Source organism: Thalassotalea sp. 273M-4 (assembly GCF_041410465.1).
Lineage (GTDB): Bacteria > Pseudomonadota > Gammaproteobacteria > Enterobacterales > Alteromonadaceae > Thalassotalea_A > Thalassotalea_A aquiviva.
In genome coordinates, this window is sequence record NZ_CP166961.1 from 2,018,182 (window position 1) to 2,041,704 (window position 23,523).

At 41.9% G+C, this 23,523-nt stretch carries 20 protein-coding genes; 2 read left to right on the plus strand and 18 right to left on the minus strand.

The window, feature by feature from the left end; genetic code table 11:
- Positions 1–10 precede the first annotated feature (10 nt).
- Complete coding sequence (locus ACAY00_RS09165; protein ID WP_371372693.1) at positions 11–1,018, plus strand: isocitrate dehydrogenase; 1,008 nt, start codon at positions 11–13, stop codon at positions 1,016–1,018.
- Positions 1,019–1,519: 501 nt separating this feature from the next.
- On the plus strand, positions 1,520–4,387 hold the full coding sequence (locus ACAY00_RS09170; RefSeq protein ID WP_371372696.1) for a TonB-dependent receptor plug domain-containing protein: 2,868 nt from the start codon (positions 1,520–1,522) through the stop codon (positions 4,385–4,387).
- Positions 4,388–4,466: 79 nt separating this feature from the next.
- Here ACAY00_RS09170 and rlmM read toward each other — a convergent pair whose 3' ends face one another.
- From rlmM to ACAY00_RS09260, 18 genes are all read right to left on the minus strand, one after another.
- Positions 4,467–5,549, minus strand: coding sequence for a 23S rRNA (cytidine(2498)-2'-O)-methyltransferase RlmM (rlmM, locus tag ACAY00_RS09175; protein ID WP_371372698.1), 1,083 nt, complete (start codon positions 5,547–5,549; stop codon positions 4,467–4,469).
- 34 nt (positions 5,550–5,583) lie between these two features.
- Positions 5,584–5,970, minus strand: a complete 387-nt coding sequence (locus tag ACAY00_RS09180; RefSeq protein WP_371372700.1) for a DUF423 domain-containing protein — start codon at positions 5,968–5,970, stop codon at positions 5,584–5,586.
- The gene (locus tag ACAY00_RS09185; RefSeq protein ID WP_371372702.1) at positions 5,963–6,601 is read right to left on the minus strand and encodes an alpha/beta family hydrolase; all 639 of its coding nucleotides are present in this window, start codon (positions 6,599–6,601) and stop codon (positions 5,963–5,965) included. The genes ACAY00_RS09180 and ACAY00_RS09185 overlap by 8 nt, the downstream gene beginning before the upstream one ends.
- Complete coding sequence (locus ACAY00_RS09190; RefSeq protein ID WP_371372704.1) at positions 6,598–7,512, minus strand: transcriptional regulator GcvA; 915 nt, start codon at positions 7,510–7,512, stop codon at positions 6,598–6,600. Before ACAY00_RS09190 ends, ACAY00_RS09185 begins: the two co-directional genes overlap by 4 nt.
- A 55-nt stretch (positions 7,513–7,567) precedes the next feature.
- Positions 7,568–8,410: a 3-deoxy-8-phosphooctulonate synthase gene (kdsA, locus tag ACAY00_RS09195; RefSeq protein WP_371372706.1), complete on the minus strand. Its 843-nt coding sequence runs from the start codon at positions 8,408–8,410 to the stop codon at positions 7,568–7,570.
- Positions 8,411–8,525: 115 nt separating this feature from the next.
- Positions 8,526–9,770: a DUF819 domain-containing protein gene (locus ACAY00_RS09200; RefSeq protein ID WP_371372708.1), complete on the minus strand. Its 1,245-nt coding sequence runs from the start codon at positions 9,768–9,770 to the stop codon at positions 8,526–8,528.
- Between the two features lie 36 nt (positions 9,771–9,806).
- Positions 9,807–10,619, minus strand: a complete 813-nt coding sequence (locus ACAY00_RS09205; RefSeq protein ID WP_371372710.1) for a tetratricopeptide repeat protein — start codon at positions 10,617–10,619, stop codon at positions 9,807–9,809.
- 51 nt (positions 10,620–10,670) lie between these two features.
- Entirely contained in the window at positions 10,671–11,039 is a 369-nt protein-coding gene (locus tag ACAY00_RS09210; RefSeq protein WP_371372712.1) for a SirB2 family protein, read from the minus strand.
- Positions 11,040–11,493: 454 nt separating this feature from the next.
- On the minus strand, positions 11,494–12,726 hold the full coding sequence (sstT, locus tag ACAY00_RS09215) for a serine/threonine transporter SstT (protein ID WP_371379655.1): 1,233 nt from the start codon (positions 12,724–12,726) through the stop codon (positions 11,494–11,496).
- Complete coding sequence (gene tilS / locus ACAY00_RS09220) at positions 12,711–14,105, minus strand: tRNA lysidine(34) synthetase TilS (RefSeq protein ID WP_371372714.1); 1,395 nt, start codon at positions 14,103–14,105, stop codon at positions 12,711–12,713. The genes sstT and tilS overlap by 16 nt, the downstream gene beginning before the upstream one ends.
- 95 nt (positions 14,106–14,200) lie before the next feature.
- Positions 14,201–15,157 (minus strand): acetyl-CoA carboxylase carboxyl transferase subunit alpha, encoded by a 957-nt coding sequence (accA, locus tag ACAY00_RS09225; RefSeq protein WP_371372716.1) that lies wholly within the window; start codon positions 15,155–15,157, stop codon positions 14,201–14,203.
- Between the two features lie 210 nt (positions 15,158–15,367).
- Complete coding sequence (gene dnaE / locus ACAY00_RS09230) at positions 15,368–18,847, minus strand: DNA polymerase III subunit alpha (protein WP_371372718.1); 3,480 nt, start codon at positions 18,845–18,847, stop codon at positions 15,368–15,370.
- A gap of 6 nt (positions 18,848–18,853) precedes the next feature.
- Positions 18,854–19,459, minus strand: coding sequence for a ribonuclease HII (rnhB, locus tag ACAY00_RS09235; RefSeq protein WP_371372720.1), 606 nt, complete (start codon positions 19,457–19,459; stop codon positions 18,854–18,856).
- 27 nt (positions 19,460–19,486) lie between these two features.
- A complete protein-coding gene (gene lpxB, locus ACAY00_RS09240) occupies positions 19,487–20,659 on the minus strand; it encodes a lipid-A-disaccharide synthase (RefSeq protein ID WP_371372722.1) in 1,173 nt (390 codons plus the stop codon).
- Positions 20,660–20,667: 8 nt separating this feature from the next.
- Positions 20,668–21,438 (minus strand): acyl-ACP--UDP-N-acetylglucosamine O-acyltransferase, encoded by a 771-nt coding sequence (gene lpxA / locus ACAY00_RS09245; protein WP_371372724.1) that lies wholly within the window; start codon positions 21,436–21,438, stop codon positions 20,668–20,670.
- Positions 21,439–21,441: 3 nt separating this feature from the next.
- Positions 21,442–21,894 (minus strand): 3-hydroxyacyl-ACP dehydratase FabZ, encoded by a 453-nt coding sequence (gene fabZ / locus ACAY00_RS09250; protein WP_371379658.1) that lies wholly within the window; start codon positions 21,892–21,894, stop codon positions 21,442–21,444.
- A 51-nt stretch (positions 21,895–21,945) separates the two neighbouring features.
- A complete protein-coding gene (gene lpxD, locus ACAY00_RS09255; protein ID WP_371372726.1) occupies positions 21,946–22,989 on the minus strand; it encodes a UDP-3-O-(3-hydroxymyristoyl)glucosamine N-acyltransferase in 1,044 nt (347 codons plus the stop codon).
- Between the two features lie 8 nt (positions 22,990–22,997).
- Positions 22,998–23,516 carry an OmpH family outer membrane protein gene (locus tag ACAY00_RS09260; protein ID WP_371372728.1) on the minus strand — a complete coding sequence of 173 codons (519 nt, stop codon included), beginning with the start codon at positions 23,514–23,516 and terminating at the stop codon, positions 22,998–23,000.
- Between the last annotated feature and the right edge of the window lie 7 nt (positions 23,517–23,523).

Sequence of the window (23,523 nt, forward strand, 5' to 3'; positions counted from 1 at the left end):
AGGCATTTCAATGACAAAACAAACCATCACAGTGATCCCAGGGGATGGCATTGGCCCAAGTATTATCGACTCATGTTTAAAAGTTTTAGACAAGGCTGGATGTGATTTTGAGTACGAGTTCGCTGATGCAGGTTTAACTGCGCTAGAAAAACATGGTGAACTGGTTCCTGAACAAACCATAAAGTTAATCGAAAAAAATAAAATCACCTTAAAAGGCCCATTAACCACGCCAGTCGGTGAAGGTTTTACTTCAATTAACGTTACTTTGCGCAAGCAATTTAAGTTATACGCCAATTTACGTCCGGTAACCTCATTTAAAGGCACCCGTGCTCGTTACGAGAATATTGATATCTTAACGATTCGTGAAAATACCGAAGGCATGTATTCAGGTTTAGGTCAAATTACCTCAGAAGATGGTGAACAAGCAGAAGCTAAAAGCTTGATCACTCGCGAAGGTGCTCGCCGTATTGTTAAGTTTGCTTACGAAACGGCTCGCAAAGAAGGGCGTAAAAAAGTGACGGCTGTCCACAAAGCTAACATTTTAAAGTCTACTTCCGGTTTATTCCTAAAAGTTGCTCGAGAAGTTGGTGAAGAGTATCCAGATATTGAATCAGCCGAGATGATCGTTGATAACTGTTGTATGCAATTGGTTATGAACCCTGAGCAATTTGATGTTATTGTAACCACCAACTTATTTGGCGATATTATCTCTGATTTATGTGCCGGTTTAGTGGGTGGCCTTGGTATGGCACCAGGGGCTAACATTGGTGAAGATTGCGCTATTTTTGAAGCGGTACATGGCAGTGCGCCAGACATTGCTGGTAAAAACTTAGCCAACCCTTCTTCCGTTATCCTTGCGTCTATTCAAATGTTAGAATACTTGGGTAAAACGGAACAAGCGACCAAAATTCGTAACGCCTTAAAAGATGTGATTGAATCTGGCGATAGAACGACTCGTGACTTAGGTGGTAATGCTGGTACAACAGAATTTACCGAAGCCTTACTTGAGCGTTTATAGTTAAACGCTATTCAATCCTTATAGATAAAACAGCCGAGATAATTTCGGCTGTTTTATCCCTACTTTGACACATTTACTTACCATTAATTTTTTTTTATCTTTTTTTGTTCAAACAATCTTTTCGCGTATCTATGTGCGTTCTTATACAAACTGCTATTAAATTTTAAAAATCGTTCTACGCATAAAATAATATAAAGCTTTACAATATGTTAGCTACATAAATATTTTAACCTTTTCTATTTATATCTATCTTTTACGGTTAAATGTCTTTATTTAACATCTAAAAAACAAGCTTAAAACTCGATATAAACCCTTGTTCTCACTGGCTTTAGAGTCACTTTCGTTTTTTTACAATCCTGCAACTTAATACTAAGCTTTCTACATTGAATTCGCCTGCTATTACCAAGCTTATTAGGTGAATTTAAAACACCATGGAAGGCTATATATTACAACGAGTAATTATTCACCACATACTGCCAAATGGCTAAGCAGGGATAAATTATGAACGTTACATACTTATTCAGGGCTTTAAGAGTTGCAGGATATACATCTTTGGCAACCACTCTTATTTATGTCCCCTCCACTTATACCTACGCTGAAGAAAATGAGCAAAAGATAGAACGAATTGAAGTCACAGGCTCTCGATTAAAACGCACAGACCTTGAAACACCGGTGCCGGTTACCGTTATCGGCCGTGAAGAAATCCTTGCCTCGGGTGCGTTAAACGTTGCCGATGTCCTTAACCAATCGCCTATTGCCATCGCTGGTTCAAGTTCATCAAATTCCGCGTTTACCACTTCGGCGGTTGGGTTAAATACCACTGCCCTGCGAAACTTAGGTGATGAGCGAACCCTTGTGCTTGTTAATGGTCGCCGATTTATATCCGGTAAAGATCCATCAAGTGGTTATGCGGTCGATTTAAATTCAATTCCCACTTCAATGATTGAGCGCATTGAAATTTTAAAAAGTGCTTCTTCTGCCATTTACGGCTCTGATGCGGTTGCTGGCGTTGTCAATATCATTTTGCGTAAAAACTTTGAAGGTATAGAACTTAACCTATCAACGGGTATCAGTGGTGAGGGCGATCGAGAGCAGTACTCGCTCAGTTTAACCGGTGGGCATAGTTGGAATAGCGGTAATGTCACCATGTCAATTGGTTACGATGATGACAAAGGTTTACGTTCCAGCGATCGTGACTTTTCAGCATTGGATGAGGCCATTTTGCTCGATGAAAATGGTAAAGAGTACCGAGGAGAGCTTTTTTCTTCCTTTCCTCCCCAAGGTCGAATCGGTAGCACCAGTTCTGGTTATAATGGCGATGGCACCCCCTTTTCCAATGATAATCGATTTAACCGCGCCAGTTATCGTCAATTAGTTACCCCTTTAGAGCGCAAATACGCTGCATTTAACTTTAATCAAGAGCTTAGCGATGACGTTAAGATATTTACCGAAGTTAATTGGAACAATGCCTCAACCTATGACTCAACCATTGAGCCTTCGGCATTAGACATTGGTGAAGATGTTTGGCTGCAACCTCGTGGTGGCACTGGTGGTATGAGCATCTATTCCCCGTTGGTACCTGAACTACTACGGACAAATCTTGAGGCCGACGGTATAACCAATATAAATGAACTGGATTTTGTTCGCCGAATGGTAGAATTTGGTCCTCGCTCTACCGACTTAGAGCGCGACACCATACGCATTGCCACAGGTTTAGACTGGGATATTGATGGCAACTGGCAACTGAACACGTTCTTAAGCTGGGGTAAAACCGATCAAAATCAAGACAATGGCGGACAAGTCAATATTGAACGCGCCATTTTAGCCCTTGATGCGGAAGTTGACCCAGATACAGGTGAGCTTCGTTGTGTAAGCCAACACGCGCGCTTACAAGGCTGTACGCCATTAAATCTCTTTGGTGCTGGCACCATTTCTGACGATGCTATTGCCTATGTCAGCTCTCCAGCCAAAGTTAAAGGGCAAGCAGAGCAATTTATAGTCGGCGCCAGTGTGGTCGGTGAACTGCCATGGGAGTTAGACGGTGGTAATGTGGGGATGGTGTTTGGTTATGAACACCGACTTGAAAAAGGCGAGTTTAGCCCTGGCGATTTAGCTCAAACCGGCGCATCAAATACCAATTTATCATTACCAACGAAAGGCAGTTTTTACACCGACGATTGGTTTGTTGAATTTGGCTTACCGTTTGCTGATAACTTTCAACTTGATTTGGCCGCTCGATATTCTGATCATGAAATAACCGGCGGGGATGTCACTTGGAATGCAGGACTTGAGTACTCACCATCCGAGACCCTTATGTTTCGCGCTTCTGCAGCAACCGCGGTTAGAACTCCAAATATTGCCGATTTATACGGCGGTCGCGGCGAGACCTTTGCCAGTGTTTCCGACCCTTGTTCAGGGCTTGAAAGCGATGGCAGTGACGGTATTGCCGCAAATATTCGAGCCAACTGTTTAAGCATTTCTGAGGTTGCTGACCGGGTTGCCAGTACCGGTTCATTTACTTTATCACAGGTAGAAGCTCAAAATGCTGGTGGTACTATTGGTGGTAATGAAAACGTAAAAGAGGAAACCGCACAAACCTACAGCTTAGGTGTCGTATGGCAAGTGACGGATGCCTTATCGCTCACGGTCGATTACTATGACATTTCGATTGAAGATGCCATCCGTTCAACCTCTCGTACTACCGTCCTTAATCGATGTTTTGATGTTGCAACGAGTGAGTTTGATCCTAATTGCGGTAGCTATCAAAGTCCACAAGGTCCTGCCCCAGTTGCCGTACGAGATCAAAACGGGGCGTTATTGGAAGTACACTCTGGTACCAGTAATGAAAATGATTTAGACACCAAAGGCTTAGATATTGAAGTAAGCTATTCAACTGACATCGGGCCGGGTACGTTAAAAACCTTACTTGTTTGGAATTACATTGATGAGTGGATTGAAACCAGTATTGAAGATGGCACTTCGGTAGATTATGTTGGCGAAGTACTCACCCCAGATAACCGAGCTAATCTTAACATCACTTATCTTTGGGATGATTTTACTGTGACTTGGCGCACACGTTTTTGGGATAAGTCCGTGGATTCTGTTAATGAAGATAATTTTAACTTCTCTAACTTTGAGCCATTGCAGGAGTCAAATACCTTCGGCAGCTACATTATGCATGATTTAGCGGCGGACTATTATTACAGTGAGGATGTTAAGTTTGGCTTTGTCATTAAAAATGCCTTTGATAAACAGCCCCCCTTTGCCGGCCAAGGCTTTTTAAACAGCTCAACCGGGGTTAATACGGTACCAGATGCCTATGACATTACCGGCCGTTACTTTCAAGCCAACGTAACCTTTAAATTTTAAGACGCTTAAAGTTTAAAGAGCAAAAACAACAAACCAGAGCTATGCTCTGGTTTGTTTTATACTTTATGCCACAATCTAGCTACTTTAATCGGCGTAAGTGCACAGTAACCTCTTCACGGTCATAGTACAAATGCTTAGCGTACATTTCGTACCAAATATCATGTTCGGACATAGTATCTTTGATCGTTTGCAAATTCTTCATCACTAACTGATAGCGCCCTGCTGTTGGCGGGAGCTTCAAATTAAAGATGGCTTCTTTACAATCACCTTCCACAATCCAGTTCGCCATTAATTTAGCCACCTTGGTGGGGTTTTCAATCATATCGCAAACAAGCCAATAATTATTTTTTTTACTGGGACGAAATTTAAAACCATCATGCTGATAATGTTTTACTTGCCCAGTTTCCATTAAAGACTCTGCCATAGGGCCATTATCAACGGCTTTTACCATCATCCCACGGCGAACCAATTGATACGTCCACCCTCCTGGGGCAGCTCCTAAATCCACCGCGTTCAAACCAGAGCATAATCGTGTATCCCATTCATCTTTTGGAATAAAATACAAAAAGGCTTCATCTAATTTTAGCGTTGAGCGACTTGGCGCTGCGGTTGGGAATTTTAGCCTTGGGATCCCCATCACATGCTCAGATGAATTTTTAACAAATGAATAGCCCATTTGTACCTGTTGGCCCGATAAGAATAAGCCATGTAAAATGGTTGCGCCGTGCGCAGACTCAACCACATCTTTGGCTGCTAAAACCCCAGTTTTTCTTAGCTGTTGACGCAAAGGCACAGACAATTTACGAATAAACTTAGACAACTCTTTACCGTCATTAGTGTCACAAGTTTCAACTCTTAACTCTTGATAGTGATACTCTTCACCTAACGCTTCGGCTATGGCTTCGACACGGTTATAACTTGGCAATTCAATGACATCACCTAAGGTGGCAAACCATTGTCTGGCAAAAATAAGCCGAGTTAAAGGTAACTTAGTTAACAAGATATCCGCTTGCTCGGGATCGTATAAATGAAAATAGACTAAGCCCTGATTTTTCTTTAATTGCAAATAGCCAAATATTTCGTTCCATGCGGCTTTTTCTTGAATTTCAGCACCGCATTCTTTTTCAAATCCAGGTCGACAATATAAAATTATTGCGCTCATTATGTTTTATTACCTCATTACCAACAGTGCCTATTTAGGCTTGTGTTGATTGTTTAAATTTATTGCTCGCCAGTCCTAAAATTAACCAACCGAAGGCAAATGCCATGCCCCCAATGGGAGTAATGATCCCAAGGCCAGAAATTAAAAATGTTTTGAGAAAAATTACGCCACTAAAGCCAATAATACCAAAGGCAAATAGATAACCGCTTAGTAAGTATTGTTTAACACGTGTTTGTAAATACAATAGCACCACTATAAAGATGGCAAGCAGATGAATAAATGCAAATAATAACGCTGTTTCTAAAGACATTATTTGCTTAGATACAAGGCCATGTTGAGCATGACTCAACCATGCATAAGCCAGTACCGAAATGGCACCACAAAAACCAGAAAAAAGCTGTAAAAAGGTGACACTAGCCATTAAGATGAACCTTAATAAAGGCGAACATTTGCTCGACCGCCCTTTGTTTATGTTGTTGATGGGTATAGCCAGATTTTACTCTTGGTTTTAGATCATGGTCACCATCTTGTAAAAACGCCAATTTAATATGTGCAGGTAATTGATAATCTTTAATTTCTTGCTCATTACCCAAAGGATCGCGGGTGCCTTGAACGATAAGTACAGGCTTGTTGGTGTTAAATAAGCAGTCAAGCCTTAAGTTTTCTGGTTTCTTTTGTGGGTGAAAAGGATAACCTAAACACATGACCCCAGCTACATCGGCTTGTTCAGAAAGGTGCACAGCCACCCGACTGCCCATTGACTTTCCCCCAATAAATATAGGTAAAGCCGGATCGCACCCGGCTAATACTTGCTTATATTCTTCTATTAAGGTTGGCATCCGACTTGGCGGACGGCGTTTACCATCGACTTTACGCGCACTCATGTAAGAAAAATTAAAGCGTAAGACATTGACCCTTAAAGCAACCAATGCTTGACTGATTTGCGCAATAAATTCACTGTCCATATCCGCGCCAGCGCCATGGGCAAAAATAAAGGTAGCAATAGCATTGTGAGCTGGGGTGAAACTTACTTCCATCGCTGATGTACTCATGAATGTTCCGGTATGACTTCTTCGCCTTCTGAGCGCATGGTATCGAGTACCCATTGGCGAAATGGTGCAATGCGTGCCATCCCCGCTTGGTTTTCTCGACAAACAAGATAGTATGCATCTTGGTTATCTAACACTTCGGTAAAAGGCGCAACCAAGCGACCGCTTTCAATATCTGGGGTTGCGAGTACATTACTGACTAGAGCGACACCGTGACCATGTAAAGCAGCTTGCAGCACCATCGACGAGTGACTAAAAATAGGCCCTTGTTCGACGTTGCCAACGCTACTCTTAACTTTTTTAAACCAACGTTTCCAGTCCTGTCTTGAGGTATCATGCAATAAAGTATGGTATTGTAAATCGCTAGGGTCGGCTAAAGGTTTATCCCCGTTAAGTAACATGGGTGAGCAAACGGCCATCAAATACTCAGATTTTATTTTATCCGCGGTCAATCCATGCCAGCCCCCCTGACCATAGAAAAAAGCAATATCGACATCATCTTCAAGGTAATCTTGTTGTATGTTATCGGCTTTAATTCTGACATCTATATCAGGGTTAAGTTGATTAAAGGCATTGAGTCTGGGGACTAACCATTGAATGGCCAAACTTGGCTGAATCATAACCGTTAACGCCCCCTTAGCACCTCGTGCTAGGAGTTTATCGGTCGCCTCATGTAAAGACGTGAAAATATCCTTGATATCAAGAAAATATGACTGGCCTTCTTCGGTAAGTAATAATGCGCGATTTTTACGCATAAATAGCTTTAAACCTAAATGACTTTCCAAAGATTTGATTTGGTGTGATACAGCGGCTTGAGTCACATGCAACTCTTGAGCAGCTTTGGTAAAACTTAACAAGCGTGCAGAAACTTCAAACGCCTTTAATGAATTTAATGGGGGGAGCCGGTTTGCCATGGACCTTTATATCCTAAGAAAAGGCGGATATATAAATCCGCCTTAGGCTATTAGTTTAGTCAGTGATCAATGGAGAGAAAGATTTAACCAAATCATCAACCGCTTTCATTTGGGTAAGATACGCTTCCAAAGCATGCAAAGGCAGAGCACATGGGCCATCACACAATGCTTCATTTGGATTTGGATGTGATTCAATAAATAAACCGGCAATACCAAGAGCCATACCACTTCGAGCAAGCTGTGCGGCTTGTGCGCGACGACCATCAGCAGAGTCGCTACGACCACCTGGCTTTTGTAAGGCGTGGGTAGCATCAAATATAACCGGTGCCATCCCTTTCATTTCATCCATTGCTAACATATCAACAACGAGGTTGTTGTAACCATAGCAAGAACCTCGCTCACACAAGATGACCTTTTCATTGCCAGCTTCTGAAAACTTTTTAATGATATGGCGCATTTCATGAGCGGCTAAAAATTGTGGCTTTTTCACGTTAATTATCGCATCGGTCTTAGCCATCGCAACGACTAAATCGGTTTGACGAGCTAGGAAAGCGGGTAATTGGATCACATCAACCACTTCACTCACCGGTTGGGCCTGATAAGGTTCATGCACATCGGTAATGATTGGCACATTAAATTGTGCTTTTAATTCTTCGAAGATTTTTAAACCTTGTTCCATTCCAGGACCACGATAAGAATGCACTGAAGAGCGATTTGCTTTATCAAAAGAGGCTTTAAACACATATGGTATACCAAGCTTTTGGGTAACTTCGACATAGTGTTCAACGATTTTCATGGCCAAATCACGAGATTCCAAGACATTCATGCCACCAAAAAGCACGAACGGTTTGTCATTGGCAATCTCGATATTATTTAGGTTGATAGTTTGTAATCCCATAGGATCCTCTTATTTGTTGAGCAAATTCACCAAGCTGATTGAATTTGCTTGAATTAGATTGTGCAATTATAGCAACTTAATACCGATTCGATTAACTAGAAACCGTATGATAACACTAAGAAACGGCTTGTAAAATTTGACCACATAACCAAGCAGCATAAGTACCGACAGTGTAACCTAACACCGCAAGCAACACCCCAACCGGTGCTAGCGACGGATGAAATGCAGATGCTACAATTGGCGCCGAAGCCGCACCACCGACGTTTGCTTGTGAACCCACGGCCATATAAAACAATGGTGCTTTGATAAGCTTAGCAACGATAAGCATTAAGCTTGCATGGATCATCATCCAAATGATGCCAATAACGAAGAAAATAGGCGCATCAAAAATCATCATGATGTCCATTTTCATACCAATAGAGGCGATTAAAATATACAGCATGGCAGAGCCAACACGCGAAGCGCCAACGCCTTCGAGATTGCGTAATCGGGTAAATGATAAAACAATACCAACCGCGGTTGCTGAGACAATCATCCAAAAGAACTTACTATGAAAGCTCAGTTTCTCAAGCTCTGGATAGTTTGCTTGCATAAACGGGGTAATGGTATCGGCAAAAATATGAGCAAAGCCCGTCACCCCAAAGCCTATCGCTAAAATAAGCATTAAATCATTTAATACTGGAATACGAGCATTTTCTGATTGAAAGGTTTCCACTTTGTTTTTTAAGCGTGTAATGGCGCTGGTATCGGCCCCGGATTTTTGGTCAATGGTTTTTGCATTAGACGCCATAACTAATAACACGGCCATCCAAATATTGGCAACGATGACATCAACTGTGATCATCGCTGAGAATATTTTATCCCCAGCGCCATAAATTTCTTTCATTGCAGCTTGGTTTGCACCACCGCCAATCCAGCTTCCGGCAACCGTCGTTAATCCACGCCAAACGGCTTCTGCATCATCAACGCCCAATAAATCAGGACGGAAACTGGCGACAACCATTAAAGCGATAGGACCGCCAATGACGATACCAAAGGTTCCGGTAAAAAACATGATCACAGCTTTACTGCCCAAACCAGCAATGGCTTTAAGATCAACACTTAAAGTTAATAACACCAAACAGGTCGGTAATAAAAAGCGCGAGGCGACAAAGTATAAATTCGACTCTTTACCGCTGATAATGCCAAACGTATTTAGTAATGATGGTAAAAAATAACACAGTAAAACGGCCGGCACGATGGAATAAAACTTCTGCCATTTTACATTGGCACTGTTTGCAGTGTAAAAAACCAAACCAAGTAAAATAGCCAATAACCCCAGAACCGAGGCATCGTTAGTGATTAATGCTTGATGTTGCATAATGTCTCCATATTATTAAGCAGTTATAGTCTGCTTTTAGTGCAATACAGGGTCAAGATGTTGAATCATCTCAAGTTGTATTTGTAAAATTTTTGCGCTTGGGTCTTTAGGACATTTTTCGACAAAGTAACGATAATCATCAAATGCCACTTTGTAACAATCTAATTGTTGCAATAAAGCCCCACGTTCTTTGCGCTGATATGGGTCTTCTGGGCGCAAGCCTAATATGATGTCGGTACATTTAAGCGCAAGTTCAAATTGCTGTTCACGAATTAATGCCGTTTTTAATGACATTAAATGTTGAGCGATTAAATCCTGATCCGAAACGGTTTCAATGCTAATACTTTGCTCAAGTGATTCGGGGTTTTCAATACGCTGTTCAAGTTCAAACCAGTTAATCGGTTTGCCATCAATAGGGTTGAATATAATGGCATAGTCATCATCACAAACGATACGTATCATCACCTCATCAGGGACAAATACCGCATCACAACTAAAGCCACAACTGCGAATAATGTATAACAACAGTAGCGATTTTAACGGTGGCGCTATCGAGCGAAAAGCAATGGACGTTTCAAGTAATTGGCTAGTCAACGGCCAAACCGTTTGCTCTGAGTCAACAAGTAAATTGTCAACAAACAATAACTCTAACAGTTTTTCAGCCCGATCCAGAGCATCGTCAATGGATTCAATTTGTTGTTGACTATCAATAACTAAAGCGTCGACTAACTGCTTTAAATCTCTAATTTTATCGGCTTTTACCGAAAACAATTCTTGTTCAATAAGACTGATGCTGTGAACAATGTTCAAATTTTGAGACTTTAATTCTGCAAATAATAAATCTTTCATGTACGGCTAAATTCACTCTTCTGTACTAAAACAACAGGTTGGCAAATGGACTTAAAATAAAAAGTTGCTTTTACTGGTGGCAATTCTGACCACCAATAACACCCACCCCATCGCGCCTATAAAACCAAACCAGCGTAAGAAATTGGTGCGGGCAAGTTTTAAGGTGTAAAAGCCACAAACAATGTAGGCTAGTACTGCGACAAGTTTTTCAGCCATCCACATCACATTGGTTGGGTATAATTGGTATTGCACTATAAGCACAACACCAGCGGTCAATAAAAAGGTGTCAATCACATGCGGTGTCACTTTTATCCACTTCTTTTGTAATATTCCTGAACCTTTTAGTTGAAGAATAAATCGCAAAATAAAGAGACTGACCGAAAGCAATGCCAGTAGCATATGAATGTGTTTTAAAACCAAGTTGAAAACCTTTAATCGAGAGCGGTATAAATTTTTGCTAGAGTAACATAAAACCATATGTTTGTAATTTTACATTGCCGACTTAAGCCAAGTTTTAAGTTACTTTTTGTTAATTTAATCAATTTCGCCAGCAAATGCCCCATTTCCCTACCTATTGTAAAATTCATGTGACAACAAAGGCGCTAAAGCGCTTGTTGCATGGTTGCTTTTTAACCACCACTATAAAAGTCTTATCTGGCGTAGGTTAAGCTTACATTTGCAAAGCTAATGCACATAGTTATCCACAACTTTAGTGAATAAAACAATTTAACCTTGAATAACGGTAGATTTTTTCACAGATTTTAAATTATTTATCCACACTTTTAGAGTTAAGATTGCTTAGAACCTGAAAAAATGTGCATAAAAAAAGCGCTATCTCAATAAAAGATAACGCTTTAATTTCTTTTAAAAATACTTATTTCGTTACGTGATGCGACGCAGCAGCTGAAAAAACAACATCGGTAGAACTATTCAAACCGGTCTCGGCTGAATCTTGCACCACGCCAATGATAAAGCCAATGGCTACCACTTGCATTGCAACATCATTACTGATCCCAAAAATACTACAGGCAAGCGGGATCAATAATAATGACCCTCCAGCGACTCCAGAAGCGCCACACGCAGATACAGAAGCTATCACACTCAATAAAATAGCCGTAGCAAAGTCCACTTCAATGTTTAGGGTATTGGCAGCGGCTAATGTTAACACCGTGATAGTAATCGCCGCGCCAGCCATATTTATGGTTGCACCTAGAGGAATAGACACTGAATAGGTATCTTCATGTAAATCCAGTTTTTTACACAGCGCCATATTAACCGGAATATTGGCTGCTGAACTTCGGGTAAAAAAGGCGGTAATCGCCGAACCTCGTAAGCAGGTAAAAATCAACGGATAAGGGTTTTCTCGCGTGATCCAAAAAACGATAAGGGGATTCACAATAAGCGCAATAATCAACATAGACGATAACAAAACGGCCAATAAACTGCCGTACTCTGCTAATACCGCAAAGCCTGTGGTCGCAACCGTGTTCGCGACAAGACCAAAAATACCAAGGGGGGCAAATCGGATCACAAGTTTGACAATCAACGAAATGGCATCGGCTAAATCGTGGACCATGGCTTTGGTGTTGCTGTTCACTTTTTTAAGGGCAAATCCAATACCTAATCCCCAGGCAAGAATTCCGATAAAATTACCCGTTGCTATGGCATTAATCGGATTATCGACGATTTTAAATGCAAGCGTTGTTAATACTTCTGTAAGCCCCTTTGGAGGATTCGCACTGGCACTGGCCAAATCTAACGTTAAACTGGTTGGAAATAAAAAGCTCATCGCAACGGCCACAAATGCTGCGCTCAATGTGCCTATAAGATACAAAGCAATGATAAGCTTTAGATTGGCATCACTGTTGGCTTTTTGATTCGCTATCGAAGAAATAACCAAGACAAACACTAAGATGGGTGCTACAGCTTTTAGGGCATCAACGAATAAACGCCCTAACAACGATAAAGAGTCGGCAGTTTCAGGAGCAACTACCGCCACCAAAATACCGATAATGATGGCGATGATTATTTGGTTGACCAAACTTATTTTATTTATTTTTTTTAATGCGCTAATGGACACGACGTTACCTCTTAATCTTGATCCCAGCTTACAAGCAAGCATTCTTTATTTTGGTCAATAAGATACTCTTTACACACAAACAAGGGAAGTACTGATACGACACGATCGTCAAAAAATAAGATAGGAGAGCGTTTACGCTGCCAAGTTGGTACATTCAACTCTTGAAAAATCTTTTTTAGCTCCCGGCGTTTGTTTCGATACGCTGGTAAACACTTTGGGTTTGTGTGTTCAAATCCCAGCTTAATCTGTTGTTGAATGCTTGGTAAAGACACCTGCCACTGATTAGGCGCCAAGGTAACAGCTTCACGATTCACTTTTGTTAACGTTAATCGACCCAAACCATCGGGTAAAACAATGCTTTGGGAGGTAAAGCTTTGATCAAATTGGTGTTGCCATTGCCAACCACCAACATCCATAAACGCCTTAGTAATATACAAGTTACTCTGATACCGTCTGATGATTGCACCAGCTAATTTAATTTGCGGATTTTTATCCACTTTGGCGTCAAAGCAAGCCGTGACAAGCTCTTCAAGTTGTTTTGTTGACGGTGGCTGACCGACATATTCATTAACAAATTGTCTTAACACTTGCGGCTGTCGGTTAGGGGGGATCTGGCAAAGGCTTTTTATCGACAAGCTCGAATCTTCATTTAAACAATAAGCTAAATCATCGGATGCTTGTTGACGAATAAGCTTATGGGCTTGCTGACAATGACGGGCACTGCGACTGATGGTTTGAGAGATCCCCGGCCAACGCTGCGTTAATAATGGTATCACCTGGGCGCGAATAAAATTGCGATCAAAGCGTTCATCAGCATTAGATTCGTCTTCAATCCAAGCTAATTGCTGTCTTCTAGCATAAGATTCTATTTGTTCTCGGCTCAACGACAATAAAGGACGGGCTAGGGTTAAATTTTTATCATTATCGAGTCGTCGCAGTGATTGCATTGCGCCTAGACCTTGCACCCCGGCTCCTCGTTTTAGTGCCAATAAAAACGTTTCCACCTGATCGTCTTGATGATGTCCCGTTAAAATAACCGCGTTAGGTTCACTTTGTTCCATAAACACTTTATAACGTGCGTCTCTTGCCAGTGCTTCGATACTCTCTTTACCATGAACATCAATCTCGACCTTGTAACCCGAAAAAGGCACATGATATTGCGCGCTTTGTTGCTGACAAAATTGCTGCCAAGAGTCAGCGTTAGCACTCAATCCATGATTAACATGAATGACTTTAAGTGATGATTTTAACCGTTTTTGTCTTAATAAAGTCACGGCACTGTGAAGCAGTACCTGTGAGTCAATACCACCACTGTAGGCAATAACAATAGGTCGCTCTGTAAGTTCTAAGCTTTGTAAAAATTGATACAAAACCTGCTCTATAGGCTGTTCTGCTGATAACGTCATTTTATCTATATAACTATTCTTTATCTCTTGGACAGATTACCATAAAAAAAAAGAGAGTTTACACTCTCTTTTTTGATCTCTTTCGTTAACGGACTCTAACAGTAACCAAAAGTCATTAAACGCTGATAACGTTGCTCAATAAGATCTTCATTGCTTGTATCAACAAGTTCAGCCAAATCGGTCTTAATCGATTCTTTAATGCTGTTAGACATTAAATCAAAGTCTCTGTGGGCTCCGCCAAGTGGCTCTGCAATGATGTTGTCGATTAAATCAAGCTCTTTGATCCGATCAGCGGTTACGCCCATAGCTTCAGCAGCCAGTGGTGCTTTTTCAGCGGTTTTCCATAAAATCGATGCACAACCTTCAGGAGAGATCACCGAGTAGGTAGAATATTGCAACATATTAATGCGATCGCCTACGCCAATAGCAAGCGCCCCACCTGAACCACCTTCGCCAATCACTGTACAAATAATTGGTACCGTTAAGCGTGCCATAACTTTAAGGTTTCTCGCGATCGCTTCTGATTGACCTCGCTCTTCGGCACCAATGCCTGGATACGCTCCTGGGGTGTCAATAAATGTAATGATTGGCATATTAAAACGCTCAGCCATTTGCATAAGACGAAGGGCTTTGCGGTAACCCTCTGGACGTGGCATAGCAAAATTACGGCGTACTTTTTCTGTCGTTGAACGCCCTTTCTGATGACCGATAACCATAACTGGGCGACCATCTAATCTAGCCGTACCACCAATGATGGCAGCATCATCTGCGTAAGCTCTGTCACCGGCTAACTCATTAAAGTCAGTAAAAATTCGCTCAATATAATCTTGAGTGTACGGGCGTCCTGGGTGACGAGCGACACGACAAATTTGCCACGGCTCTAAGTTGGCGAAAACTTTACGAGTTTTCTCTTCGCTTTTTAACCGTAACTGGGCAATTTCTTCTTCCAGATCCAAATCAAGATCCTGACCTTGGTTGACCAATTCTAATTCTTTTATCTTCGCTTGTAGATCAGCGATGGGTTGCTCAAAATCTAAAAAATTGAGGGACATAAATCTATTACCTAATTGTTTAATGACAAACTTAATTGTTGTTTCGCCAGATAACATGACGAATTATTATCATCGTATGTCATGTTACTATATATCCTTTAGTGCAGAAAGCTACCTGCACGGCTTAATTGCTACGTAAAAGGCTGATTTGTAGGGTGTAATTTGGATTTAAAACACACTACTTGTCAATATAGACAAAGCCTACTACGACTAAAACTCGAGCGAAATATTCTCTTCACCGACTAAAATTTTTAATTGATGGATCAATGAGTCAGCTGGAGAAACTCGCCACTGGGTACCTAATTCCAAGGTCACTTTTGCTTCATCGCGTTGATAATACAACTTGACCGGACAACTACCCTCTTTATATGGAGACAATACTTGGCTAAAACGTTGCACAAAATCGGGCCCTATTTGTGCGCGTTGTAAATGAATATCTAAAGATTTAATAAACCTTTCGCGCGCATCAGCAACCGTCATGATGTCTCTGGCGGTCATTGTAATACCTCCAGAGTAATCATCAAAGCTGACCTGTCCTTTACAGACTAAAATTGCGTCTTTTTGCAAGATTTCTTCATATTTATCGTAATCATCGGGGAATAAACGAACATCGATGCGCGCACTTTTATCGTCTAACGTCACCAGCGCCCAACGGCGGCCTCGTTTATTTACCAATACGCGAACCCCGAGTACTAAACCCACCGCCGTCGATACTTTATCTTTACCACCGGGTTGCAGGTTCACCAAACGGGCGCCACCATATTGCTTGATTTCATCTAAGAATCGGTCAATCGGATGGCCGGTTAAATATAAGCCGAGGGTTTCACGTTCTCCATCAAGCCACACTTCTTCTTCCCAAGGCGGAGTTGCTTTAAACGACTGAATAGCGTCTTCATCACTTTCATTAATTAAACCAAATAAATCGTTCTGACCAATGGCCTGCGCTTTGGCATGCTGATCAGCGGCTTTGATCGCTTCAGGCAAAGTGTCAAACATCGCTGCTCGGTGCGGGCCTAAATTATCCATCGCCCCCGATTTTATCAAGCGCTCAAGCACACGTTTGTTGATTTTCTTTAAATCGACTTTGGCACAAAAATCAAATAAATCTTTAAACGGGCCAAACGTTTCTCGTGCTTCAATAATGGCCTCAATAGGCCCTTCTCCGACGCCTTTAACAGCGCCAATACCATAAACAATTTGATCCTGATCGTTTACCGTAAATTTGTACAAACCTTCGTTGACATCCGGCGGTAATAAATCAAGTCCCATATTGCTGCATTCATCAACTAGGGTAACAATCTTGTCAGTATTATCCATATCCGCCGACATTACCGCTGCCATAAATGGCGCCGGAAAATGGGTTTTCATCCACAAAGTTTGATACGAAACCAAAGCATAGGCTGCCGAGTGAGATTTGTTGAAACCGTAACCGGCAAACTTTTCAACCAAGTCGAAAATTTTCATTGCCAGCTCGCCATCAACGCCTAAGCTTTCGGCACCGGATTTAAAGCCCCCCCGTTGCTTCGCCATCTCTTCAGGTTTTTTCTTACCCATAGCTCGGCGTAGCATATCTGCGCCACCTAAGGTATAGCCTGCCAAGACCTGAGCAATTTGCATCACCTGCTCTTGATACAAGATGATGCCATAGGTCGGTTCCAAAATGGGTTGTAACCATTCGTGTTGCCACGTTTGATCAGGGTATGAAATTTCTTCACGACCAAGTTTACGGTCAATGAAGTTATCTACCATCCCAGATTGCAGCGGTCCGGGTCGAAACAAGGCAACCAAAGCGATCATATCTTCAAAGCAATCGGGCTTAAGACGTTTGATCAAATCTTTCATTCCACGCGATTCTAGCTGAAATACCGCGGTGGTTTCGGCGCGTAGAAGCAATTCAAAGCTTTTCGGGTCATCAAGGGGGATAGCGGCAATATCGATGGGCTCTTTACCCACTTTTCGCTGCTTTTCATCGGCCATCTCAATCGCCCATTGCAAGATGGTCAGGGTTCTTAAACCAAGGAAGTCAAACTTAACCAGACCCGCTTCTTCGACGTCGTTTTTATCAAATTGGGTAACAGGGTTATTACCTTCACTGTCACAATATAATGGGGCAAAGTCGGTGATGGTCGTAGGCGATATAACCACCCCTCCGGCATGCTTACCGGCGTTACGTGTCGTTCCTTCTAGGATTCGACACATATCGATTAAATCTTTAACTTCGTTATCTTGTTGATAAATTTCAGGTAACTTGGGTTCTACTTCAAAAGCTTTTGCAAGCGTCATTCCTGGATCACCAGGGATTAATTTTGAAATCCTATCAACAAAACCATAAGGGTGACCCAGTACCCTACCAACGTCTCGAATAACCGCTTTCGCGGCCATGGTACCAAAGGTTATGATTTGCGATACCGCATCTCGACCATATAATTCGGCGACGTGATCAATAACCTCATCGCGTCTATCCATACAAAAATCGACATCAAAATCGGGCATGGAAATACGTTCGGGGTTCAGGAATCGCTCGAAGAGTAAGTCAAATTCCAGTGGATCTAAGTCGGTAATCTTTAAGGCATAAGCAACTAAGGAACCAGCACCTGAACCACGCCCTGGTCCAACAGGGATATTGTTATCTTTAGACCACTGGATAAATTCCATAACGATTAGGAAGTAACCAGGGAATCCCATGTTATTAATAACTTCAAGCTCAATCGCAAGACGTTCATCGTAGGGTTTACGAATTTCGGCAAAATCAGGGCTATTGGCATCAAACAAAAACTCTAAGCGCTCTTGTAGGCCCTCTTCAGAGACCTTCACCAAGAAGTCTTTAATGTCTAAATCACCGGTAGGAAAATCTGGCAAGAAGTACTCACCTAAGCGCACCGTGACATTACAACGTTTGGCTATTTCAACTGAGTTTTGCAACGCTTCTGGAATATCCGAGAAGAGCTCACACATTTGCTCTTCGGTTCGTAAAAACTGCTGATTAGAATATAATCTTGGTCGGCGCTTATCGTCTAAGGTATAGCCGTCGTGAATAGCGACTCGAATTTCGTGCGCATCAAACCCTGCAGGTTCAATAAATACCACTTCATTGGTGGCAACCACAGGAATACCGGTTTTTACTGATAACTCGACCGCCATATGAAGATACTCTTCTTCTAAGGCCCGCCCGGTTCGAAGTAATTCTAAAAAATAACGATTGGGAAAATGGTGTTGATAAAACGCAGTCATTTTTGCAACCATATCTTGGTTGCCTTTAAGGAGTGCTTTACCAATATCACCGTCTTTACCACCCGACAGTAAAATCAATCCTTGTTTGTATTGCACCAACCACTGCTTATCAATGACCGTTTTACCTTGAAGTTCACCGCGTAAGTACGCTTGTGAGATCAGTTCAGTCAGGTTTTTATAGCCGATATTATCACTTGCGATAATCACCAAACGACTTAACTCATTTTCAAGTTCGTCGCTTTTGACCCAAAAATCAGCACCAATAATAGGCTTGATCCCACTACCATGGGCAGCGCCATAAAACTTCACCAAACCACATAAGTTCGTTTGGTCGGTTATGGCGATAGCGGGCATTTTTAATTCACTGGCTTTTGCTATGATAGGTTTGACTTTATTCAAACCATCACACATAGAAAAATCACTGTGAACGCGCAGATGAACAAATTTAGGATCGGCCATCAGCAATTATCCTTTTGCTTGCAAGGCTAAAATGTTAGCGACAGGTTTAAAGCTTTTGCGGTATTGCTTCAAAACACCTAACCGTTGAATTACTTCCAAATGGGCTTTGGTCGGATAGCCTTTATGTTGGGCAAATCCATATTCTGGGTGTTGCGCATCAAGTTCAATCATTTCCTGATCGCGAGCAACTTTTGCAATAATCGAGGCCGCGCCAATTTCCGCGACACGGCCATCGCCTTTAACCACACTTTCACACGCGATACCAAAATCAGGGCAACGATTACCATCAACTAACACGTACTCTGGGGTTATTGGTAAACCTGCTACAGCGCGTTGCATCGCAACCATTGTGGCTTGTAAGATATTAAGCTGATCAATTTCCTCAGGTTCACAGCGCCCAATAGACCATGCCAGGGCTTTTTCTTTGATTTCATCATTGAGTAAGAGGCGCTTTTTTTCGGAAAGTTTTTTGGAGTCATTAAGACCGACAATCGGATTGCTTGGGTCTAAGATTACCGCCGCAGTTACCACCGCGCCGACCAGTGGACCTCGACCAACTTCGTCGACACCGGCAATCAATTCAAACTGTGGACGAATAAATTCATCGCTCATAGTATTCACTCTGTAACTGGTTGGTTGTTATTTTTGTTCAGCTATTGCTTCAGGCTTAACAGACGCGATTAATGCATCCACAGCATCGGCAGCTTTAACACTGGCATTTTGCTTTAAAGTTAAATGAATGTGTTTAAATTCTTCCATTAACGCATCTTGAGGCTGGTATAAAAATTCTTCGACTTTTGCAGCCAAGTTTTCAGGCGTAACCTGTTCTTGCAATAGCTCAGGAATTAGGCCTTTATTGGCCAACAAGTTTGGTAATGAAAACCATTTTAACTTGACCATTAAACGACCAATAATAGCGGTGATCCAATTAAAGCGATATGCCACCACCATAGGTCTTTTAACCAATGCCCCTTCAAGCGTAACTGTACCGGAAGCGGTTAACAAACAATCGGCAGCCGCCATCACTTTTTGAGTTTGATTCACCACCAATACAATCTTTAAATTTGGCGCCACTTGTTGATGGATCTGCTCAAATTGTTCTTTACGAACCTCATTGATCACCGGTGCAATAAACTGTAATTCTGGATCTTTAGCGAGCAGTAGCTCTGCGGTGCGTAAAAAATCGGGTAACAACATCGCCAATTCACTCGAACGAGAACCAGGCATAATCGCCAAATATTTACCGTTTGGTTCGACATCGAGTTCGGCTCGAGCTTGTTTTTTGTCGCTTTGCATCGGAAAGTCGTCAGCTAATGGATGGCCAACAAAGGTACAGGCGACTTGATGTTTGTCATAGAAATCTTTTTCAAATGGCAATAGCGATAACACCATATCGGTGGCTTTATCAATCTTAAAAATACGTTTTTCACGCCATGCCCAAACCGAAGGGCTAACATAATGGACGGTTTTAATGCCTTGGTTTTTTAACTTTTGTTCGAGGGTTAGGTTAAAGTCAGGAGCATCAATGCCGACAAAGACATCAGGAGGGTTGTCACGAAAATATTGACATAAGGATTTACGAATATGCAGCAAGCGCTTTAAACGGCCGACCACTTCGACAATGCCCATTACCGCCAATTCTTCCATCGCAAACAGGCTTTGAAAGCCTAAGGCTTGCATTTTTGGGCCACCAATACCAACAAAATTAGCATCTGGATGGCGTTTTTTGAGCTCATTAACTAAGCCAGCACCCAGGGTATCACCTGAGTGCTCGCCAACAACAATGGCAATAGTAACTGCTTTATTTGCCAAGATAACCCCTATCGTATTATGCCGCGACCAGTATTTTCAATGAAGGTTAAAAAGGTCGCTACTTCTTCAGATTCTTGTGCCATTTCGCTCAAAATAGCTTTGGCTTCATCAAGGGTGTTACCTTTGCGGTATAACTCTTTATAAGCACGACGCAGTTGCAACACACTGTCTTGTGAAAATCCTCGACGTTTCAAGCCTTCAACATTAAGTCCAAATGGGGCAGCCGTTGAGCCTGACGCCATCACATACGGAGGCACATCCTTTAACGCTAATGTACCACCGGCAACAAACGAATGCGCACCGATATGAACAAATTGATGGGCCGCAGACATACCGCCCATAATGGCCCAATCACCGACATGAACATGACCGGCTAGGGTCGCACAGTTGGCAAAAATACCATGATTGCCAATCATACAGTCATGGGCTACGTGAGCATAGGCCATAAACAAGTTATCAGAACCAATTTTGGTTAATGAGTTATCTTGAATAGTACCACGATGAACCGTACAAGATTCACGAAATACATTGCGATCACCCACTTCTAAACGAGTTGGTTCACCAGCGTATTTTTTATCCTGACACTCTTCACCGATAGAGCAAAACTGAAAAAACACATTACCTTGACCAATTTTACTTGGACCTTTGATCACGACATGCGAATGAATCACACAGTCGTCACCAATTTCAACATCAGCCCCGATGTAACTCCAAGGACCAATTTTAACATTGTTACCAATTTTAGCGCCTGGCTCAATTATCGCTTGCGGATGAATCACGTTTTAAACCCTTTTTCTAGCACACATTAAATCGGCACTACAAACGACCTTACCGTCGACTCTTGCCTCGCCATAGAATTTCCACATTCCACGACGCTCTTTAACAAACTCAATGTGCAAATGCATGGTATCACCTGGATGTACCGGCTGTTTAAATTTTGCATTGTCTAATGAAGCAAAAAGAAACATTTCGTTAGTGTCTTCACCTTCTACTGATTTAAAGCCTAAAATGCCACTGGCTTGCGCCATAGCTTCACAAATCAGGACACCTGGGAAAATATTGTACGAGGGAAAATGGCCTTGAAACATCGGCTCATTTGCACTGACATTTTTAATTGCATGAATCGACTTACCCGGCGTGTAATCGAGCACCTTGTCAACCAATAAAAATGGATAACGATGTGGGATAAGTGTTTTTATTTCTTCAATGTTGATGACATTATTCGATTGCAAAATGAATTCCTAATATTGAAAATGGTCTTAAAAGACCTGCAAAGAAAATTGCGTTTACTCGCTTGCTGTCGATGACTTCGATTGCAATGTAGAAACCGTTTTTTCCAATTCTGCTATGCGTTTGTACATAGCATCAAGATGTTTATAGCGAGCAGCATTTTTACGCCACTCTTGATTTGGTAATGCTGGCATACCAGAAGAATAGACACCCGCTTCTTTGATATTTTTGGTGACCATGGTCATGCCAGTAAAAACGCTATTATCTGCAACGTCAAGGTGCCCGGAAATACCGACTAAACCGGCAATGGTACAGCGTTTACCTATTTTTGTACTGCCGGCAATAACACTGCACCCTGCAATCGCAGTACTTTCACCTAATTGGACATTGTGCGCAATTTGAACTTGGTTATCAATAATACAGTTATCTTCAATAACGGTGTTATCTAAAGCACCCCTGTCAATTGTAGTACATGCGCCAATTTCAACATTATTACCAATCACAACAGAGCCCAATTGAGGTATTTTTACCCAACGACCTTGATCATTAGCGTAACCAAATCCGTCACTGCCAATGGTTGTGTTAGCTTGAACTAAACAATCTTTGCCAAGTTCAACTCGATGATAAATGCTGACATTAGACCAAAGTTTGGTTCTTGCCCCGATCCGAGCTTCTTTACCGATAAAACAATTAGCGCCAATGCAGGCGCCTTGCTCAATAACCGCACCTGACTCGATCACACTATTAGCACCAATACAAACACCCTCAGCAATACTGGCATCCGCTGCAATAACCGCAGAAGTGGCAATGTCAGATGCAGGATTTGGGGTGGTGTCGAGAATTTGTGCAACCAAAGCAAATCCTAGATACGGATTATCTAGGACTAAAGCATTAGTTTTACAATAGGCTATGGCGGCTTCATTAATGATCACCGCCGATGCTTGGGTACTGTCTAGCTGAGCCCGATACTTAGGGTTCGCCAAAAAGGCGATTTGTCCGGCAGTCGCTGCGGATAAAGTTGAAAGTGAGTTAATGGTGCATGTTTCATCACCAATTACCTTGCCATTTAACTTTTGAGCTAATTCGCCTAGTGTAACCATAAGCCGTCTTATTTTACTTTGTTAACTTGTTCTAGAACTTTAGCTGAAATATCGGCATCTGGCTTAAAAAACGCAACCGATTGTTGGGCTAAAACAAGATCATAGCCTTCTGCTTTCGCTACTTCTTGTACTGCCGTCATGATTTCGTTTAACAACTTTTGTTGCTCTTCAGCTTCACGACGTTTAAGGCTTTGCTGTAGTGCACGACCTTTTGTTTCATAGTCTTGGCGTTGCGCGATGATTTCTTTGGTTAGCGTTTCTAATTCTTTTTTGCTTAGAATCGCTTCATCACGCTTACGCTTTTCCATGTTGTAATTAATGTCGCCTTCCATCTTTTGCAATTCAGCGGCTTGATCTTTAAATTCAGCCACGATGGTTTTTTGAATTTCAGCAGCCTGTGGCATTTGGGCAAATACAGACTGGACATTGATGATGCCAATTTTTTGATCGGCAGCTAATGATGCGCCAGAAAATAGCATGCTTGCAGCGGCAGCTGTGAACGCGATCGACTTAATAAATTTGTTCAAAGGATTC

What these genes read in the sequence shown, in the direction of transcription:
- ACAY00_RS09165 (WP_371372693.1), top strand. Translation starts at nt 11, where the DNA reads ATGACAAAACAAACCATCACAGTGATCCCAGGGGATGGCATTGGCCCA.
- ACAY00_RS09170 (WP_371372696.1), top strand. Translation starts at nt 1,520, where the DNA reads ATGAACGTTACATACTTATTCAGGGCTTTAAGAGTTGCAGGATATACA.
- rlmM (WP_371372698.1), bottom strand. Translation starts at nt 5,549, where the DNA reads ATGAGCGCAATAATTTTATATTGTCGACCTGGATTTGAAAAAGAATGC.
- ACAY00_RS09180 (WP_371372700.1), bottom strand. Translation starts at nt 5,970, where the DNA reads ATGGCTAGTGTCACCTTTTTACAGCTTTTTTCTGGTTTTTGTGGTGCC.
- ACAY00_RS09185 (WP_371372702.1), bottom strand. Translation starts at nt 6,601, where the DNA reads ATGAGTACATCAGCGATGGAAGTAAGTTTCACCCCAGCTCACAATGCT.
- ACAY00_RS09190 (WP_371372704.1), bottom strand. Translation starts at nt 7,512, where the DNA reads ATGGCAAACCGGCTCCCCCCATTAAATTCATTAAAGGCGTTTGAAGTT.
- kdsA (WP_371372706.1), bottom strand. Translation starts at nt 8,410, where the DNA reads ATGGGATTACAAACTATCAACCTAAATAATATCGAGATTGCCAATGAC.
- ACAY00_RS09200 (WP_371372708.1), bottom strand. Translation starts at nt 9,770, where the DNA reads ATGCAACATCAAGCATTAATCACTAACGATGCCTCGGTTCTGGGGTTA.
- ACAY00_RS09205 (WP_371372710.1), bottom strand. Translation starts at nt 10,619, where the DNA reads ATGAAAGATTTATTATTTGCAGAATTAAAGTCTCAAAATTTGAACATT.
- tilS (WP_371372714.1), bottom strand. Translation starts at nt 14,105, where the DNA reads ATGACGTTATCAGCAGAACAGCCTATAGAGCAGGTTTTGTATCAATTT.
- accA (WP_371372716.1), bottom strand. Translation starts at nt 15,157, where the DNA reads ATGTCCCTCAATTTTTTAGATTTTGAGCAACCCATCGCTGATCTACAA.
- dnaE (WP_371372718.1), bottom strand. Translation starts at nt 18,847, where the DNA reads ATGGCCGATCCTAAATTTGTTCATCTGCGCGTTCACAGTGATTTTTCT.
- rnhB (WP_371372720.1), bottom strand. Translation starts at nt 19,459, where the DNA reads ATGAGCGATGAATTTATTCGTCCACAGTTTGAATTGATTGCCGGTGTC.
- lpxD (WP_371372726.1), bottom strand. Translation starts at nt 22,989, where the DNA reads ATGGTTACACTAGGCGAATTAGCTCAAAAGTTAAATGGCAAGGTAATT.